The sequence below is a fragment of the Citromicrobium bathyomarinum genome, assembly GCF_038594605.1.
Classification (GTDB): Bacteria; Pseudomonadota; Alphaproteobacteria; order Sphingomonadales; family Sphingomonadaceae; genus Alteriqipengyuania; species Alteriqipengyuania bathyomarina_B.
In genome coordinates this window covers 729,184-747,104 of sequence record NZ_JBCFZM010000001.1, presented here as the reverse complement: position 1 = coordinate 747,104, position 17,921 = coordinate 729,184, and the positions used below count along the sequence as shown (strand labels likewise).

The 17,921-nt window shown below is 64.4% G+C and carries 15 protein-coding genes; 9 read left to right on the top strand and 6 right to left on the bottom strand.

The window, feature by feature from the left end:
* Positions 1–15 precede the first annotated feature (15 nt).
* Entirely contained in the window at positions 16–1,821 is a 1,806-nt protein-coding gene (locus AAG612_RS03610) for an SLC13 family permease (RefSeq protein WP_425341828.1), read from the top strand.
* A gap of 158 nt (positions 1,822–1,979) precedes the next feature.
* Positions 1,980–3,323, top strand: a complete 1,344-nt coding sequence (locus tag AAG612_RS03605) for an amidohydrolase (RefSeq protein WP_342507290.1) — start codon at positions 1,980–1,982, stop codon at positions 3,321–3,323.
* Here the strand turns inward: AAG612_RS03605 and AAG612_RS03600 are convergent, their stop codons facing one another.
* The 3 genes from AAG612_RS03600 to AAG612_RS03590 all read right to left on the bottom strand — a co-directional run bounded on the left by AAG612_RS03600 (position 3,324) and on the right by AAG612_RS03590 (position 6,000).
* Positions 3,324–3,965, bottom strand: coding sequence for a carbonic anhydrase (locus AAG612_RS03600; protein WP_342507288.1), 642 nt, complete (start codon positions 3,963–3,965; stop codon positions 3,324–3,326).
* Between the two features lie 144 nt (positions 3,966–4,109).
* Positions 4,110–4,289: a hypothetical protein gene (locus AAG612_RS03595; protein ID WP_342507286.1), complete on the bottom strand. Its 180-nt coding sequence runs from the start codon at positions 4,287–4,289 to the stop codon at positions 4,110–4,112.
* 115 nt (positions 4,290–4,404) lie between these two features.
* Positions 4,405–6,000 (bottom strand): isocitrate lyase, encoded by a 1,596-nt coding sequence (locus AAG612_RS03590; RefSeq protein WP_342507284.1) that lies wholly within the window; start codon positions 5,998–6,000, stop codon positions 4,405–4,407.
* A gap of 163 nt (positions 6,001–6,163) precedes the next feature.
* Between AAG612_RS03590 and AAG612_RS03585 the strand changes: the two genes are divergently transcribed.
* The 5 genes from AAG612_RS03585 (at position 6,164) to prsR (ending at position 12,826) form a co-directional block, all read left to right on the top strand.
* Positions 6,164–7,486 carry a helix-turn-helix domain-containing protein gene (locus tag AAG612_RS03585; protein ID WP_342507282.1) on the top strand — a complete coding sequence of 441 codons (1,323 nt, stop codon included), beginning with the start codon at positions 6,164–6,166 and terminating at the stop codon, positions 7,484–7,486.
* Positions 7,487–7,557: 71 nt separating this feature from the next.
* Positions 7,558–7,848: a hypothetical protein gene (locus AAG612_RS03580; protein ID WP_342507281.1), complete on the top strand. Its 291-nt coding sequence runs from the start codon at positions 7,558–7,560 to the stop codon at positions 7,846–7,848.
* A gap of 120 nt (positions 7,849–7,968) precedes the next feature.
* Positions 7,969–9,354, top strand: coding sequence for a TIGR03013 family XrtA/PEP-CTERM system glycosyltransferase (locus AAG612_RS03575; RefSeq protein WP_342507279.1), 1,386 nt, complete (start codon positions 7,969–7,971; stop codon positions 9,352–9,354).
* Complete coding sequence (gene prsK, locus AAG612_RS03570) at positions 9,351–11,462, top strand: XrtA/PEP-CTERM system histidine kinase PrsK (RefSeq protein ID WP_342507277.1); 2,112 nt, start codon at positions 9,351–9,353, stop codon at positions 11,460–11,462. Before AAG612_RS03575 ends, prsK begins: the two co-directional genes overlap by 4 nt.
* The gene (prsR, locus tag AAG612_RS03565) at positions 11,462–12,826 is read left to right on the top strand and encodes a PEP-CTERM-box response regulator transcription factor (RefSeq protein ID WP_342507275.1); all 1,365 of its coding nucleotides are present in this window, start codon (positions 11,462–11,464) and stop codon (positions 12,824–12,826) included. The genes prsK and prsR overlap by 1 nt, the downstream gene beginning before the upstream one ends.
* On the opposite strand, the gene AAG612_RS03560 is transcribed toward prsR, so the two are convergent.
* Both AAG612_RS03560 and panB read right to left on the bottom strand, forming a co-directional pair.
* Positions 12,823–13,881 carry a DUF475 domain-containing protein gene (locus AAG612_RS03560; RefSeq protein WP_342507274.1) on the bottom strand — a complete coding sequence of 353 codons (1,059 nt, stop codon included), beginning with the start codon at positions 13,879–13,881 and terminating at the stop codon, positions 12,823–12,825. The genes prsR and AAG612_RS03560 overlap by 4 nt on opposite strands.
* 38 nt (positions 13,882–13,919) lie before the next feature.
* On the bottom strand, positions 13,920–14,789 hold the full coding sequence (gene panB / locus AAG612_RS03555; protein ID WP_342507272.1) for a 3-methyl-2-oxobutanoate hydroxymethyltransferase: 870 nt from the start codon (positions 14,787–14,789) through the stop codon (positions 13,920–13,922).
* 135 nt (positions 14,790–14,924) lie between these two features.
* Between panB and AAG612_RS03550 the strand changes: the two genes are divergently transcribed.
* Positions 14,925–16,394: a sodium-dependent transporter gene (locus AAG612_RS03550; RefSeq protein WP_342507270.1), complete on the top strand. Its 1,470-nt coding sequence runs from the start codon at positions 14,925–14,927 to the stop codon at positions 16,392–16,394.
* A gap of 79 nt (positions 16,395–16,473) precedes the next feature.
* Here AAG612_RS03550 and AAG612_RS03545 read toward each other — a convergent pair whose 3' ends face one another.
* Entirely contained in the window at positions 16,474–16,959 is a 486-nt protein-coding gene (locus tag AAG612_RS03545; protein WP_342507267.1) for a pyridoxamine 5'-phosphate oxidase family protein, read from the bottom strand.
* A 120-nt stretch (positions 16,960–17,079) separates the two neighbouring features.
* Here AAG612_RS03545 and AAG612_RS03540 point away from each other — a divergent pair, with 120 nt between their 5' ends.
* Positions 17,080–17,919, top strand: a complete 840-nt coding sequence (locus AAG612_RS03540; RefSeq protein WP_342507265.1) for a hypothetical protein — start codon at positions 17,080–17,082, stop codon at positions 17,917–17,919.
* Positions 17,920–17,921: the final 2 nt, after the last annotated feature.

The following is a 17,921-nucleotide window of genomic DNA, read 5'->3' as shown; positions in this document are numbered from 1 at the left end:
TCGCCTTGGGCAGCGATGCTCGAAGCTCCATCATTTCATGCGATCGCCGCAATGATCGTTACGGTTGCGATGTTCCTTGGCTTCGCGCGCAGCAAGCTGTCGACCGAGATCGTCTCGTTGATGACCATCGCGGTCATCGCGGTGTTCCTCTATTTTTTTCCGCTGCCGGGCGCCCAGCCGACCGAGGGGCTAGCGCTCGCCTTCTCGGGCTTCGGGCACTACGCGCTCATCACCATCTGCGCGCTGATGATCATGGGCCGGGGGCTGGTCGTGACCGGCGCGCTCGAGCCTGCCGCGCACCTGCTGGAGCGGCTGTTCAAGTGGAACCTGCAGATCGGCCTGCTCGTCTCGCTGATCGCGGCGATGGCGTTTTCCATGGCGGTGAACGATACGCCGGTGCTGGTGTTGCTGATGCCGATCTTCGTCAGTCTGGCTGCACGTGGCGCACTGCCTGCATCCAAGACACTGATCCCGTTGAACGCGGCGGTCCTGATCGGGGGGATGGCCACCACCATCGGCACTTCCACCAATATCCTGGTGGTCTCGATCGCGAGCGATCTGGGTCTGCCCGAGATGGGCGTGTTCCATTACACGCCGATTGTCCTGTTCGCCGCAGCCATCGCGCTGCCCTATCTCTGGCTGGTCATGCCGCGCCTGCTGAAGGATAATCGCGTGCAGGAAACGCGCCCGCGTCGGCAGTTTCAGGTGCGCCTGCGGGTGAGCGAGGATGGCCCCCTCACCGGGGAGGCGCTGGCCGACGTCCTGCCGCAGATCTCGGGCGACGTGATCGTCCACGATCCCCCCACCGGACAGCTGCAACCGCAGCAGCGCCTGCTGATCTCGGGCACGCAGGAGGGGATCGAAGCCGCGATGCGGACCTTGCGCGGGGAGGCGGCGCCGGACTGGGTGCTCTCCAAGATCAAGCGCGAAGCGGATGCGCGGCGCGAAGACGTGATCGTGGTCGAGATGGCGGTAACGGCAGATTCGCGCCTGATTGGCCGCACCCTGCCGAGTTCGGGCATCGCTGACCGCTATGGCGTTGCCGTGCTCGGCGTCCATCGGCCGGAGCGCTGGGCGAGTGGGGAGGCAGACCTGTCCGGCTATGCGCAGGGCGACCTCCAGTTTGCGGAAGGCGATGTGCTGATGGTCACTGGACTGCGCGCCGAGCTGGAAGAATTCGCGCGCAGCGACAGCCTGTTGATGCTTGAAGGCATGCGCGAGCTGCCGCGTCGGTCCAAGGCGCTGCTTTCCGCCGTCATCATGGGCGGCGCGGTGTTCACCGCCTCGATCGGGCTGTTCCCGATCGCGATCTCGGCGCTGGCAGGCGCGATCCTGATGTTCCTGACCGGCTGCGTGAAGTTCGACCGGGTGGGCCGGGCGCTGTCCGCCAAGGTCATCGTGCTGGTGGCGGCAAGCATCGCGGTCGGGTCGATCGTCGAGGCGAGCGGTGCGGCAGCGTGGCTCGGCATGGCGCTCTCGATCGGTCTGTCGTCACTACCCCCGGCGCTGGTCCTCGCGGCGATCATGCTGTTCGTGACCGTGCTGACCAATTTCGCGTCCAACGCGACCGCCGCGACGGTCGGCACGCCCATCGCTTTCAGCATCGCGCGCGAACTCGGTCTGCCGCCCGAACCGCTGGTTCTGGCCGTGCTGTTCGGCTGCAACCTGTGTTACGCGACGCCCATTGCCTATCAGACCAACATGCTGATCATGAGCGAGGGTTCGTACGAATTTTCGGACTATATCCGCACCGGCGTGCCGCTGGTGCTGCTGATGGTGACGACGCTGTCGATCCTGCTGGTGCTGACCTATCGGCTCTAGGCATTTCCTACGCGCGGCAAATCTGCGATGAGTCGGCCCCGACGCTGCCTTGCGTATGTGTTTCATCAACGAGCGCGACATCAGGTGTCGAGCCGATTGTAAGCACCTCGATGCGCGGGCACTGTGTCACGCAGGACCAGACAAGGGGGACATGGGGAATGGCTAAGCAGAACGGTATGATGGGCACGATGTTGGCAGCGGCGGCCGGCGCGCTGCTATGCTCCACCGCCGCCGTCGCGCAGGATGACGGCCTGCGTGCGGGCGTAACCGAAGACATGCCCGAGCTTATGGAGCTCTATCGCTATCTCCACGCCAATCCCGAATTGAGCTTCGAAGAGACCGAGACCGCCGCCAGGCTCGCGGCCCGGATGCGCAAACTGGGCTTTGACGTGACCGAAGGCGTCGGCCGGACCGGGGTGGTCGCGGTGATGAAGAACGGCGAAGGGCCCACCGTGTTGCTGCGCGCGGATATGGACGCGCTTCCGGTGGTCGAGCAGACCGGGCTGCCCTTCGCCTCGACCGTCACCGCCACGCCCGCCACCGGCGTCGAAACAGGCGTGATGCATGCCTGCGGGCACGACACGCACATGACCGCGTGGATCGGCGCAGCGCAGCAGCTGGTCGACCGGAAAGACGCGTGGAGCGGCACGCTGGTGATGATCCTGCAACCGGCGGAAGAGCTGGGCGAGGGCGCGCTCGCGATGCTCGAGGATGGGCTCTTCACCCGCTTTCCCAAGCCCGATTACGCGATCGCCTTCCACGATGCGGCGCAGTTCCCTGCCGGAATGATCGGCTATTCGCCGGGCTATGCGCTCGCCAATGTCGACAGCGTCGACATCACCGTTCCCGGTATCGGCGGGCATGGCGCCTATCCGCACACGACCAAGGACCCGGTGGTGATCGCCAGCGCCATCGTGATGCGGCTGCAGACGCTGGTCAGCCGCGAGCTGTCTCCGCTCGAACCCGGCGTGGTCACGGTCGGCAGTTTCCGCGCGGGGTCCAAGCACAACGTGATTTCGGACGAGGCGAAGCTGCAGCTGACCGTGCGCAGCTATACCGACGAATCGCGCAAGCTGCTGCTCGACGGGATCGCCCGGATTGCACGGGGCGAGGCGATTGCAGCGGGGATGCCGGAGGACAAGCTGCCGACCGTCACCGTCGCCGATCCCTACACCCCGTCGACCTATAACGACCCCGAGTTTACCGAGTCCGTAATGGCAGGCTTTCGCACTCGCTTTGGTGATGATCGCGTGATGCAGGTGCCCAGCGTGATGGGGGGCGAGGATTTCGGCCAGTTCCGCCGCGCCGATCCCGATGGGGTCCAGTCGCTGATCTTCTGGATCGGCGGCGTTCCACAGGACGAATGGCAGGCTGCGCAGAACGGCGAGGCGACGCTGCCTTCGCTGCACAGCGCCTTGTGGGCGCCTGACGCGGAACAGGTCATCGCGACCGGCGCCGAAGCCATGGCCGACGCCGCGCTCAGGCTGATGCCGCGTGGCTAGTCAGAGGCCGTAGCGCTCGGCGATGGGAATGAAGCGGTCCTGCTCGGGATCGTAGGCGTCGACCTTGCCGGTGCCGATATCGTAGACCCAGCCGTGCAGCTGAACCTCGCGCTGCGCAAGCCGCAGGGCGACCGTGGGATGCGTACGCAAGTGCTGCAGCTGGAGCACGACGTTCTGCTCCAGCAGCATGCGCATCCGCTCTTCGTCGCTCATGCCCGCCGCACGGGCATCGACGATATCGACTGCCGCGCGGCTGAAGCCCAGCCATTCGCGGACGTGGGGCAGGGTGTCGAGCGAGCTGCGATCCTTGTGGAGGTCCATCGCCCCCTTCATCGCACCGCACTCGGTATGGCCGCACACCACGATATGCGGCACGCGCAGGGCGGCGCTGGCAAACTCGATGCTCGCGGTCATCCCGCCGGTCTGGTTGGTGTGCGGCGGGACGATGTTGCCCGCGTTGCGGCAGATGAACAGTTCGCCGGGATCGGTCTGGGTCATCATCCCTGTCTCGATCCGCGAGTCGGAGCAGGTGATGAAGAGCGCTTCGGGCGACTGGCCCTGGCTCAGCTTTTCGAACAGCTCTTTCCTGCTGGGAAAGATCTCGTCCTGGAATTTCAGCACGCCACGGGCGAAACGAGGCATAGACAGGCTCCTTGAGCAAATTGATTGCCGCGCGGTCTAGGCGCTCTGTCGTTTAGTGCAACCAGGGTCGAACAACCGGCCAAAATAGAAGCGGGCGCGCAGGGAGGTCCCCACGCGCCCGCCCGTCGCATCCTCTCCGCGCAGCTATTCCGCGTCAGGGACGTATGTGCCCAACCGATGATGAAGGGCGTTGATCTTCGCTAGTTCCTCACGGTCTTCGGTGGTCCGCGCATGGCTGGCGAGCGCGGCGCGCAGCAGGCGGAAATCTGCGGTGGAAAGCAGGGCGCGTGCGCGGCCCGGTTCTTTCGGGGTTTCTTCGGTCATAAGTGCATCCGCTCCATCGGAAAAGTCAGGTGTCCCGGGGTCGTCGGATAGCAATGCCGACCCGACGCCCCGGTGACAAGCCCGCCTCTCGAGCTCTTGATCGATTTGGTCAGGACTACGCCGCGAACTGGTTCATGGTGTTGTCCTTGCCGCCCGCCTTCAGCGCGGCCTCGCCAGCGAAGTACTCCTTGTGGTCGTCTCCGATGTCGGAGCCGGCCATGTTCTGGTGCTTCACGCAGGCGATCTGCTGGCGAATTTCCTCGCGCTGGACGTTCTTCACGTAGCCCAGCATCGCCTCCTCGCCGAAGTAGCGCTTAGAGAGATTGTCGGTGCTCAGCGCCGCGGTGTGGTAGGTCGGCAGCGTAATAAGGTGGTGGAAGATGCCCGCACGCTTCGCGGCGTCGGCTTGGAAGCTCTGGATCTTCGCATCGGCTTCCTGCGCCAGCTCGGTGCTGTCGTAGTCGACGCTCATCAGCTTTGCCCGGTCGTACTGCGACAGATCGCGGCCTTCCTTCTCCCACGCATCGTAAACCTGCTGGCGGAAGTTCAGCGTCCAGTTGAAGCTGGGCGAATTGTTGTAGACCAGCTTGGCATTGGGCACCGTCTCGCGAATCTTGTCCACCATCTCGGCGATCTGTTCGACATGAGGCTTCTCGGTCTCGATCCAGAGCAGGTCGGCGCCATTCTGCAAGCTGGTGATGCAGTCGAGCACGACCCGATCCACCCCGGTGCCGGCGCGGAACTGATAGAGGTTCGACGGCAGACGCTTGGGCGCCATCAGCTGCCCGTCGCGGCTGATGAAAACCTGGCCGTTCTGGATCTGGCTCGCATCGACGGGTTCGGCGTCGAGGAAGGCGTTGTACTGGTCGCCCAGGTCGCCTGGCTCCTTGCTGTAAGCAATCTGCTTGGTCAGGCCTGCGCCCAGGCTGTCGGTGCGTGCGACGATGATGCCGTCTTCGACCCCGAGTTCGAGGAAGGCGTAGCGGATCGCGCGGATCTTCTGGAGGAAGTCCTCGTGCGGCACCGTGACCTTGCCGTCCTGGTGGCCGCACTGCTTTTCATCCGACACCTGGTTCTCGATCTGCAACGCGCAGGCGCCCGCCTCGATCATCTGCTTGGCGAGCAGGTAGGTCGCCTCGGCATTGCCGAAGCCTGCGTCGATATCGGCGATGATGGGAACGACATGGGTTTCGTAGTTGTCGATCGCGTTTTCCAGCCGCTTGGCTTCGGTATCATTGCCCGCTTCGCGTGCCGCGTCGAGGTCGCGGAACATTCCGCCCAGCTCGCGTGCATCGGCCTGCTTGAGGAAGGTGTAAATCTCCTCGATCAGGGCAGGGACGCTGGTTTTCTCATGCATCGACTGGTCGGGCAGGGGGCCGAATTCGCTGCGCAACGCGGCGACCATCCAGCCCGAGAGGTAAAGGTAGCGGCGTTTGGTGCTGCCGAAATGCTTCTTGATCGCAACCATCTGCTGCTGACCGATGAAGCCGTGCCATGCGCCCAGAGACTGGGTGTAGTCGGCAGGATTGGCATCGTAAGCGGCCATGTCTTCGCGCATGATCTTCGCGGTGCATTTCGCGATGTCGAGCCCGGTGCGGAAGCGGTTCTGCAGGCGCATGCGCGCAGCGGCCTGCGCGTCGATGGCGCTCCATGCTTCGCCGCCCTGTTCGATGCGTTTGGTCAGTTCGTCGATTTCGCGTGCGTAGGTCATCTTGATACTCCGTCGGGTAATGCGTTCGTGGCGCTGGAGTTACGCTTGGGCGGACCGCGGGACTAGAGATCATTACAAGCTATCTTGTCTTATATGGCGATATCGATAGGTTAGTCTTGTCGTGATGTGAAGATATTTACAAACCTTTGCGAGCACCCGAGCCATGAGCGAACCCTCCCTCTACGCAGGCGCGGCCTTGCGCCGCCTGCGCCGCCGTGAGGGCCTGACGCAGGCGAGCATGGCCGAACGCCTGTCGATCTCGCCCAGCTACCTAAACCTGATCGAGCGCAACCAGCGTCCGGTGACGGCGCGGGTGGTGGTGCAACTGGTCGATCAGTTCGACTACGATCCGCGCAGCCTGCAGGAAAACAGCGCCATCGGCGGGATCGACGGGCTGGTCCGCCGCCTGGGGGACGAGCGTTTTGCCGATCTCGGCATCGACCGTGCGGAGGTGACTGAATTCCTCGCCGCGGCTCCACAGGCCGCCGCCGCCTTCGCCCGGCTGTTCGACGAGCAGGGCACCGCGAGCCCGCATGGGCGACCCTTCGAGGAAGAAGTCTGGCGCGCAATCGAGCGCTGGCGTAACCACTTCGCCGATCTGGACGAAGCGGCGGAAACTCTCGCCGACGAAATGCGTCTCACCCGCGCGGACATTGGCGCAGCCCTGACCGACCACCTGAGAGAACGCCACGATCTCGCGCTCCGCTTCCTTCCGCGGGCGGTTCTGCCCGAGGCCAACCGGCGGCTCGATCTTCATGCGCGCCAAGTGCAGCTGTCGGAAATGCTGTCGCCTGCCGCGCGCAATCTCGAGATTGCCAAGCAGGTTGCCGAATTGGAGCATCGCGACATGATCGCCGACATCGCGGATGGCGCGAGTTTCGAGCATCCTGGCGCGCGCGGAGCTTTTCAAGCTTATCTGCGCAGCTATTTCGCGCGGGCGTTGATCATGCCCTATGGCCGGTTCCTGCGCGCATGCGAGGCGACGGGATACGAGCCGCATGTCCTAGCCCGCCGTTTCGCCACCGATGCAGGCGAGGTCGCCCGACGGCTGACTACGCTCCAGCGGGTGGGCCAGCGCGGCCTTCCGTTCTTCGTCGGGCGGATCGACGGATCGGTGCAACTGGTCGAGCGCCTGCTCGGCGCGAGCGACGCGAGCCTGCTCGACCGCAGGCCGGGGTGCCCGCGTCTCGGTTTTCACTGGCAGCCCGAATGGCGCGCGAATGCGGTGATGCTGGAAAGCGGTGCGCTGGGCCCGGCGCACTGGCTGATCGCGCATATCGCCGCGCCGCCGTTTGCCGACGAACCGCGCACGGATGTGCTGATCCTCGGGATCGAGGCACGTCTGGCAGAGAGCTTCGCATTGGCGCGCGGGGTCTCGCTCCGCCCGGAAGATGCCATCCCCATTGGGCCCGGCTGTCGGACTTGCCGCCGGATGGAATGCCCCGCGCGCTCCCTGCGCGGGCCGACGCAGGGGCCGGTCGACTGACGATTGCGCGGAACCGTCGGGCGGCTTGCGCTTTCTGCAAGGCACCGATCACCCACCAGGGCAAAGTCAGCATGACCGAAGAACGCATTACCGAGCACACCGACGAAGCAGGCAACACGCACACCACGCACACGATCGTCACCGATGGTGAGCGCAAGGGCGGGGGCGGTGCCACCATCCTGCTGGTGATCGTGGCCATTGTAGCGATTGTCGCGGCTGTGCTGATCTTCAACAACATGAGCGGCGCCGAAGTGGCGAAGGACAATGCCATCGGCGATGCGGCAGGCGAGGTTGGCGAAGCCGCCAATCAGGCGGGCGACGCCATCGAAGGCGCGGCTGATCGCGTGGCTCCCACCGAATAGCACTGTCCCGGGCAGCGAAAGCCCGGTGTAAAGTTTACCGACATTTCATCACTCGTGCGTAAGCCGGGCCCCATGTGAAATTCGCGAAATTTCGCGGAGCAAAGGGGCCCGGCAAGCGCGATGATCCGGCTGTTCAAGCATTATATTCCGCACGCCGCAGTGTTGTACGGCCTGTGCGACCTGGCGCTGCTGTTGCTGGCGGGCGACCTGGCCTGGCATGTGCGCGCGGTGCAGATCGGCATGGAGGCTGGCCCGTGGGTCGATCGCATGTCGCCGATCCTTGGCTTCGCGGTCGTCTCTTCGCTGAGCCTTATTGCAGTCGGTGCCTATAGCGCTGAGGCGCTGCGCAGCCCGCGCTATGCCTTCGCGCGCGCGATGGTGGCGCTGTCGCTTGGCGGCGTCGCGCTGGCCGTGATGGCCTTCGCCGTGCCCTCGGTCGGGTTCTGGCGTTCGACGCTGCTCTATGCGCTCGGCATCGCGCTGGTGCTCATCGGGCTCGTCCGGGTGGGCCTTAGCCATGCGGTCGACCGCGAACGGCTCAAGCGGCGGGTGGTCGTGCTCGGCGCGGGATCGCGCGCCGCGCGGCTCAAAGCACTCGCTGCCCAGGAAGACAGCGGCTTCGTTATTGTCGGCTTCATCGCCATGAGTGAGGCGCACCGGCTGCTGCCCGAGGCGGTTTCGCGCGACCGGCTGAAGGATCTCGGCGCCTACGTGACGCGCCTTCGCGCCAGCGAGGTCGTGCTGGCGCTGGAAGAACGTCGCAATGCGCTGCCGCTCAATGACCTGCTGCGGGTGCGTACGCGCGGGGTGCCGGTGCGCGAGGTTTCGGGGTTTCTCGAACGCGAAACGGGCCGCGTCGATCTCGATACGCTCAACCCGAGTTGGCTGATCTTTTCCGACGGGTTTTCCTCCGGGCAACGCTTTTCACGGATTGCAAAGCGCGCGTTCGACGTCGCGGTCAGCGGGCTCGTGCTGCTGATCACGCTCCCGGTCATTGCGCTGTTTGCGCTGCTGGTGAAGCTCGACAGCAAGGGTCCGGCGTTCTTCCGCCAGCAGCGGGTCGGCCTCTACGGACGCCCCTTTTCGGTCATCAAGCTGCGCTCCATGCGGACCGATGCCGAAAAGGACGGGGTGAAATGGGCGAGCGAGAATGATCCGCGCATTACCCGCCTCGGCCGCTTCATCCGCAAGGTGCGGATAGACGAATTGCCGCAGACGTGGAGCGTCCTGAAAGGCGAGATGAGCTTCGTCGGCCCGCGCCCCGAAGTACCGAAATTCGTCGACGATCTGGAAGACAAGCTGCCCTATTACGCCGAGCGGCACATGGTGAAGCCCGGCATCACCGGGTGGGCGCAGATCAACTATCCGTACGGGGCGAGCATCGAGGATGCCCGGCACAAGCTGGAATACGACCTCTATTACGCCAAGAACTACACGCCTTTCCTCGATCTGCTGATCCTCCTGCAAACTCTGCGCGTGATCCTGTGGCCGGATGGCGCGCGATGATCAGCGGAGACGCCGTCGCGCAGGTTGTGGGCCTTGCCAGCAGCACGACGTGCGCCGCCGTCTGCGCGCTCGCCGCGATCTGGCTCGTCCAGCGGCCGTTGCCGTGGCACCGCGAGCGGATTGCGGGCGTGGCCGCGCTTTGCCTCACCGCGTTGTGGGCGGCGGTGCTCGCAGCGCTGGGCCCGGCAAGTCTTCTAACGGCAGCGACCGAAGCGATCCGCAACCTTTCATGGCTCGCGCTGTTGCACGCGTTGTTCGCGACCGGTGTGGACAGCGAAACCGCGCGCCGTGTGCGTTTCGTATTCGCCAGCCTGGTCTTTGTTGAACTGCTCCAGAGCGCAGTGCTGGTCGCCAACAGCTGGTTCGAGACGGGCCCGCAGCTCGCCGACGAAATTCTCCCGGTGTCGGCCCTGTTGCATACGCTCGTCGCGATCGGGGCGCTGGTGCTGCTGCACAACCTTTATACGGGGGCTTTGCAGCAGGACCGCTCGGGCACGCGCTGGATCGCATTGTCGCTTTCCGCCCTGTGGGTGTTCGAATTGAACTACTATGTCGTGACGTGGTTTACGGGCGAATTGCCCGGCTATGTGGCGAGCCTGCGCGGGCTGGTGGTGGGCGTTGCCTTCATCCCGCTCGCCATGGCGCTGGGCTCGGATGTTCGGCGCTTGCGGTTCCGGGCATCGCGCAAGGTGGCGTTCCGCTCCATCTCGCTGCTGATGATCGGTAGCTACCTTCTGGCGATGGCGGGGCTCGCCCGGCTGCTCAGCGCGCTGGACGCGGATGGAGCGCGGCTGGCGCAGGTCGGCTTCCTAGTCGCCCTACTCACCGTGGCGGCACTGTGGCTGCCGTCGCCGCGCTTCCGGGCTTGGCTGAAGGTCACCGCGCAAAAGCACCTGTTCAGCCATCGCTACGATTACCGCGCCGAATGGCTGAGGCTTGCCGAAACGATCGGGCGCGGGGTGGAGGAGGGCGACACGCTGCACCTGCGCATCCCCAAAGCGATGGCCGACATAACGGAAAGCCCCTCCGCCGCGCTTTACCTGCCCGATGCCGATGGTGCGCTCGTCCTGACCGAGACCTGGCACTGGCCCACTCTGGACGAGGCGGCGGCGGCGCTGCCTCCCGAAATCGTGCGTTTCGTCGAGACGCGCGATTATGTGATCGATCTGGAGGATTGGCGCGCGGGCACCTCGCTCGCCGGGAAGACCGAGGCGCTGCCCGCCTGGCTCGATGGCGAAGGCGGCGCATGGGCGATCGTGCCGCTGCGCCATTTCGACCGGTTGCAGGGCGTAGTGCTGCTCGCCCGGCCGCTGGTCGATCGCAAGCTCGATTGGGAAGACTTCGACCTGCTGACCGTCGTCGGGCGCCAGCTGGCAAGCTATCTGTCCGAACAGGCGAGCCAGCGGGCGCTGATGGAGGCTGCCCGCTTCGACGAGTTCAATCGCCGGATGGCTTTCGTGTTGCACGACATCAAGAACCTTGCCAGCCAGATGTCCCTGCTATCGCACAATGCGCAGCGCCATGCGGACAATCCCGCCTTTCGCGCAGACATGCTCAAGACGCTGGGCACCAGCACGGCCAAGCTCAACGCGCTGATCCAGCGGCTCGGGCGATATGGCACGGGTCGTGCGGCGCGGATCGAGAATGTCGATCTTGCCACGCTGCTGCGCGACATTGCGAAGGGCTTCGGCGCAAGCCGTACGGTCGATGTTTGCTGCACGACATCGTGCGTAGTCAGCGCGGACCGGGAGGGGCTGGAGCAGGCGCTGGTTCACCTGATCCAGAACGCCATCGAAGCCAGTCCGGAAGGTGCGCCCGTATGCATCGCGGTGCATTGCAAGGGTCGGCATGCCAGTATCGACATCGTCGACATGGGGCAGGGCATGGATCAGGTCTTCGTGCGCGAGAAGCTGTTTGCGCCCTTCGTCAGTTCCAAACCCGACGGCTTCGGCATCGGCGCGCTCGAAGCGCGCGAGCTGGTGCGCGCGATGGGTGGGCGCCTGCAGGTCCAGTCGCGCGTCGGCCTGGGGACGCGCTTTACCATCGAACTCGATCTTGCCGACAGCGCCTCGCTGTCTGCCAAAACTCACGAACAAGAGGTTGCTTGATGAGCGAATCGTTACCCAAACTGCTCATCGTCGAGGATGACGAGGGGCTGCAGACCCAGCTCAAATGGGCCTTCGAAGGCTTCGAAGTGTTCGTTGCGGGGACTCGCGACGAGGCGCTGACGATCCTGCGCGCCGAACGTCCGCCGGTGGTGACGCTCGATCTGGGCTTACCGCCCGATCCCGATGGCACCAGCGAAGGCTTCGTCGTGCTCGATGCGATCATGGCCGAAGCGCCGACCACCAAGGTGATCGTCGCCAGCGGGCATGGCGCTCGCGAAAGCGCGCTCGATGCCATCTCGGCGGGCGCATATGATTTCTACCAGAAGCCGCTCGATATCTCCGCCCTCGAACTGATCGTCGGGCGTGCGCTCAATCTCCACCGGATCGAGGCGGAAAACCGCCGGCTGGCGGACAAGGTGGGCGAAAACAAGACCGTACTCGGGACGCTGATCACCGGCGCACCGGAAATGGTGAAGGTTGCCCGCACGATCGAGCGGGTCGCGAACACCGATGCCTCGGTCATGCTGCTGGGTGCGAGCGGGACGGGCAAAGAACTGCTCGCGCGAGGTCTGCACGATTCCAGCCCCCGCCGCGACGGTGCGTTCGTGGCGATCAACTGTGCGGCGATCCCCGAAAACCTGCTCGAAAGCGAGCTGTTCGGGCACGAAAAGGGTGCGTTCACCGGCGCTGTCAAGACGACCGAGGGCAAGATCGAGAGCGCGGATGGCGGCACGCTGTTCCTCGACGAGGTGGGCGATATTCCGCTTGCCCTGCAGGTGAAGTTGCTGCGTTTTCTGCAGGAGCGCACGATCGAGCGGATCGGCGGGCGCAAGACGATTGCGGTCGATACGCGGATCGTGTGCGCGACCCATCGCAATCTCGACGCGATGATCGCCGAACAGACGTTCCGCGAAGACCTCTATTATCGCATGGCCGAAATCGTGATCGCGATTCCCGCGCTGGCGGAACGGCCGGGCGATGCGGCGCTGCTGGCAAAAGCGTTCCTCAACCGTTTCGCGCGCGAGATGAACCCGCAGGTGAAAGGCTTCGCACCCGATGCGCTGGCCGCACTCGACACACACCAGTGGCCGGGCAATGTGCGCGAGCTCGAGAACCGCGTGAAGCGCGCGGTGATCATGGCGGACGGCAAGCTCGTCTCGGCAGACGATCTCGATCTGAAAACCGACGCGGTGGAGGATGCTGCGCCGCTCAACCTCAAATGCGCGCGTGAGCAGGCCGACCGGCATGTGATCCGTAAAGCGCTCGCCCGGACCGAGGGGAATATCTCGGGCAGCGCCAAGCTGCTCGGCGTGTCACGCCCGACGCTGTACGATCTGCTCAAGCAGTACGATCTGCAGAACTAGATTTCGTCGGTCTCGGCCCCGTGCTGGCGGTTGTAGCGCATCGACCAGACCAGCGAGATCCCGATCAACACCGCACCGATCAGCCCCGTGATCGTTTCGGGGATATGGAATTTGGCCGACACCAGCATGATCAGGCCGAGCGCGATGATCGCCCAGAAAGCACCGTGTTCGAGGAAGCGGTATTTGGTCAGCGTGCCTGCGCGAACGAGGTGCACGGTCATCGACCGGACGAACAGCGCGCCGATGCTCAGCCCGATGGCGATGACGATCATGTTGTTGGATAGTGCGAAGGCACCGATCACCCCGTCGAACGAAAAGCTCGCATCAAGCACTTCGAGATAGAGAAATCCGCCGAGGCCGGAGCGCACGGCGCCCTCGGCCATCTTCTTGCGCTCCATCTTGTCGAGCAGGGTGCCGACCGCATCGACCGCGATATAGGTCAGCAGGCCGAGGATGCCCGAGGTGAGGAAGACCATCGCCTCGGCATCCGGTAGCATTGTCGAGATAGCGTAGAGGATCACCAGCAGGATGCCGATCTCGGCTGCCTTGACCTCGGAGAAGCGGCGCAGCCACAGTTCCAGCCCGCGAATCCAGTCCACATCCTTCTCGCCGTCGAAAAAGAAGCTGAGGCCTACCATGGTCAGGAAGGCGCCACCGAAGCCGGCGATGCCGACATGCGCTGACGACACGATCGCCTCGTAGCGTTCGGGATCGTTCAATGAGAGGTTGATCGCGGAAAGCGGATCGAGGTTTGCGGCAATCGCCACGATCGCGAGCGGGAAGATGATCCGCATCCCGAACACCGCGATCAGGATGCCCCAGGTCAGGAAGCGCCGCTGCCACTTCTCGTCCATTTCGCGCAGCACGGTCGCGTTGACCACCGCGTTGTCGAAGCTGAGCGAGATTTCGAGGATCGAGAGGACCAGCACGATCCACAGGACCTGCGCCACTCCGCCGACCGAGCCGCTACTGTTCCAAGCGTAGATCGCCGCCGCCGCAAAGCATACCGCGGTGAAGAGGAGCGAGCCCCAGTAATGTTTGAAAAGCGTGTTCACGAAATGCGTCGTCCACGTGATGACGGGCCGGGGCCGGTCTATTTGGGTTGGTAGGTCTGGTCTTCGGTAGGGAAGGTGCGCGCGCGCACCTCGTGTGCGTAATCTTCGACGTGGCCGGTGATCCGGTCGGCAAGGTCGCCGTATTTCTTCACGAAGCGCGGCACGCGCTCGAACATGCCGAGCATGTCGTCCACCACCAGCACCTGGCCGTCGCACTGGGCAGAGGCACCGATGCCGATTACCGGGATGTCCAGTGTCTGCGTCAGCGCAACCGCGATAGGCTCGACCACCCCTTCGACCACGACAGCGAAGGCTCCGGCGGCCTGCACAGCCTCACCGTCGGCAATGATCTTGGCGTGTTCTTCCTGGCTGCGACCGCGCGCACCATAGCCGCCCAAAGCGTTGACCGCCTGCGGGGTCAGGCCAACATGCGCCATGACCGGGATGCCGCGCTGGGAGAGGAAAGCGATGGTTTCCGCCATTGCCTCGCCGCCTTCCAGCTTCACCGCTGCACAGCCGGTTTCGGCCATGATCCGGCTGGCGCTTTCGAACGCTTTTTCCGGGCTTTGTTCATAGGCACCGAAGGGCATGTCGACCACGACGACCGAATGATAGCTGCCGCGAACGACGGCGGCGCCGTGCGCGCACATCATGTCGAGCGTGACCTGCAAGGTCGATGGCAGACCGTAGATGACCTGGCCCAGCGAATCCCCCACCAGCAGGAGGTCGCAATGTTCGTCGAGCAACTGTGCCTGCCGCGCGGTATAGGCCGTCAGCATCACCAGCGGCTCTTCGGTTTTGCCATCCGCCTTGCGGCTTTGGATCTTTGGCACCGTCAGCCGCTTCATTGGCTGGGGGGTGGGCGTGGCGCGGCTGGTCGCGGTATCAATCTGAAAGGTCGTCGACATAAGCGCGTCTGCTAGACCGACTATGGGACAAACGCAAAGCGAAGCCCTCGACGCGGTCGCAGAATCATTGCAAAAGCGTGACCAATGCAAAGGGTAAACCGTGCCTTAGGGGGCACGGCAGGGAGAACAGATTCTATGGTCGCTACGACGTCAACGGGCCGCGATGGCTGGTCCTCGCGTTCAGCATTCATCCTCGCCGCGATCGGTTCGGCCGTGGGGCTGGGCAACCTCGTGCGCTTTCCGGCGGAGGCAGGCGCCAACGGGGGCGGGGCGTTCGTCCTGTTCTACATCCTGTGCATCGTGCTCATCGGTCTGCCAGTGCTGCTGTCGGAAACCCTGATCGGCAGGCATGGCCAGGCCGCCGCGCCCGAAAGCTACCGCAAGGTTGCTGAGGAGTCGGGCGCGTCCAAGAGCTGGGAGCTGGTGGCGACCCTCGGGGTCTTGTCCGCCTTTCTGGTTTTGAGCTTCTACTGCGTGCTCGGCGGCTGGGTGCTCTATTACATCTATCTCTTCATCGCAGACCTGATCGCGACCGGCGTGACCGGGCCGGCGTTCGACGGGCTGAACTTCGAAGCGGTCGATGCGCTGTTCCCGGCCATGATCGCCAATGGACCGGTCACCGTCGTGCTCAACCTGATATTCCTCGCGATAACCCTGTTCTTCGTCGCGCGCGGCGTTTCGGGCGGGATCGAGAAGGTCGCAGTCTATCTCATGCCCCTGTTCTTCGTGCTGCTGGTCGGCATCACGATCTACAGCCTGATCGGCGGATCGAGCCAGGAGACGTTCGATTACCTCTTCACCTTCGAGCCCGAGAAGCTGACCGGCGAGGTCATGCTGGCAGCGGTGGGGCAGGCGTTCTTCTCGCTGTCGCTGGGGGTGGCCGGGATGGTCACCTATGGTGCCTACGTGTCGCGCGACGTGAACCTTGCGGGCACGTCGGCCATCATCGGTGCGGCCGATACCTCTGTGGCGCTGGTTGCAGGCCTGTGCATCTTCCCGATCGTCATTGCCGCCGGGCTCACGCCCAATGGGGGGCTTGGACTGATGTTCCAGACGCTGCCGCACGCCTTCCAGGAAATTCCTTTCGGCTCGCTGATCGGTCTCGCCTTCTTCATCATGGTGGGTTTTGCCGCGCTGACCAGTTCGGTCGCGCTGATGGAGGTTCCGTCGGCCTGGGTGATCGACCAGTTCCGCATACGGCGACCGGCGGCGGTTCTGCTGGTCACCGCGCTGGCGGCGGTGTTCGGCACCCTGTCTGCCCTGTCGACCGGGATGCTGTCGGGGTTCCACCCGCTCGGTTTCCTGCCGATGTTCGAAGGGCTCGGCTTCCTCGACACGCTGGATACGCTGACCAGCAAGCTGACGATGCCGATCGGCGCCTTGCTGACGGCGGTGTTCATCGGCTGGATCGCGGACAAGCGGCTGGTCGATTCGGAGAACGGCCTGAGCGGCGGGCTGCACCTTTTCTGGCGCTTCCTCGTCCGCTGGTTCTGCCCGCTGGCACTGCTCCTGATCCTGTTGGGCGGTATCTTCCCCGACCGTGCGGCGGAGGTGTTCGCCATGCTCGGTGGCGGTGAAGCGCAGTCCGCCGAAGTGGCTGAGTGACCAATTGATAGGGTAACAACGAAAAAGGGGCGCGGCCGTCGCAGGTCGCGCCCCTTTTCGTTGTCTTGCTGGAAGAAGTTTACAGCGACGTTTCCTTGACGTGCTTGTCCTTGGCGTCGTCGTGCACATTCATGCCCAGCGCCATCTTGGCGACGTTGAGCAGGCCCATGTCGCCGTTCCAGATTTCCGCATCGCCCAGGTCCATGCGCAGGAACAGGATGTCGGGATCGTCCTTGCCGCCGTCGTACCAGGCTTCGACGAAGTTGCTCCAGAACTGGTCGAACCGCTCCTGACTGGGTTCTTTCACCAGCGTGCCGTGGAAGCGCGCGAACATCTTGTGATCCTCGCCTTCGAAGGTGGCGGTGGCCGCGCCCAGCTTGGCGAAATCGCTTTTGGTGTGGGTGAAGAACCAGATCGAGCTGTTGGCATCCTTGTCGAGTTGGGGTGCCATCGGAACCGCGCTCTTCGGGTCGCTGTCGAGCTGGAGGAAGAGGTAGGGGCTGTCGGCCAGCGCTTTCCAGAATTTTTCCCGCAGTTCGTCGGCCTTGCCTTCGTTGTATCGCATGAATTTTTTCTCCTTTGCTGGCCCAACGGACGAGGTGGGGGGATGGTTTCGACACGGGACGAAGGACGGTAGTCGGCGGGCGCTTGCGACCGAATGCGAAATGGAACATAAGTGGAACAGATGAGTCGTTCCACCATGATCCCACAATCCTCCACGAGTGCCTTCGATACCGCCGCCGACCTTGCATCGGGGGCACCCGCCCAGCGCTGGAAGCCGGGGCTGGGCGCTGTCGCGCAGAGCGAAATTTTCGCGTCCTCGCGCGAGGGAAGCGGGGCGGGCGCGGCGCTGGCGCTCGCGCTCGATGCCTGGCGCTGCCGCCCGCGTGGCGAGGGGGAGGAGGCAGAGGATCGTCGCGCGGTGGTGTGGGTGCAGACGCGCGGCGCGGTAAAGCATGGCGGGCGTCCGTTTCGCCCCGGCCTGCCGCCCGAAATCCGCCATCGTCTGATCCATGTGCTGGCCGAGAAGGACGAGGACGCGCTGTTCGCGCTGGAAGAGGCGGTCCGATGCCGCGATATCGCCTTCGTCATCGGTGAAATCGCCGGGAGCCCGCGCGCGCTCGATTTCACCGCCTCGCGCCGATTGACGCTGGCTGCCGAACGCCATGGCGTGCCGCTCACGCTGGTGCGGCTGGACGGGACGCGCGATCTCTCCTCTGCCCGCCAGCGCTGGGCGGTGCAGGCCGCCCCCTCGGCAAACCCGCAGTGGAACCGTCAGGCGCCCGGCGTTCCGGCGTGGCAGGCCGAGCTGTTCCGCGCGCGCTCCCATCCGCCGGGGACCTGGCGGTTGAGCGAGGATGGCGGTCGATTGGTGGCGGGGCGACACATTCCTCTCCCCGTGCAAGAAGTTGGAGAGGGTCGTACGAAGCCTTCGGATGCGGCAGCCCCCTCTCCAGGCTCTGCTCGCTCCTTGGGAGCAAGCGTCGCCATTCTCTCCCCCACTGGGGAGAGGGTGAGTGGTTAGGC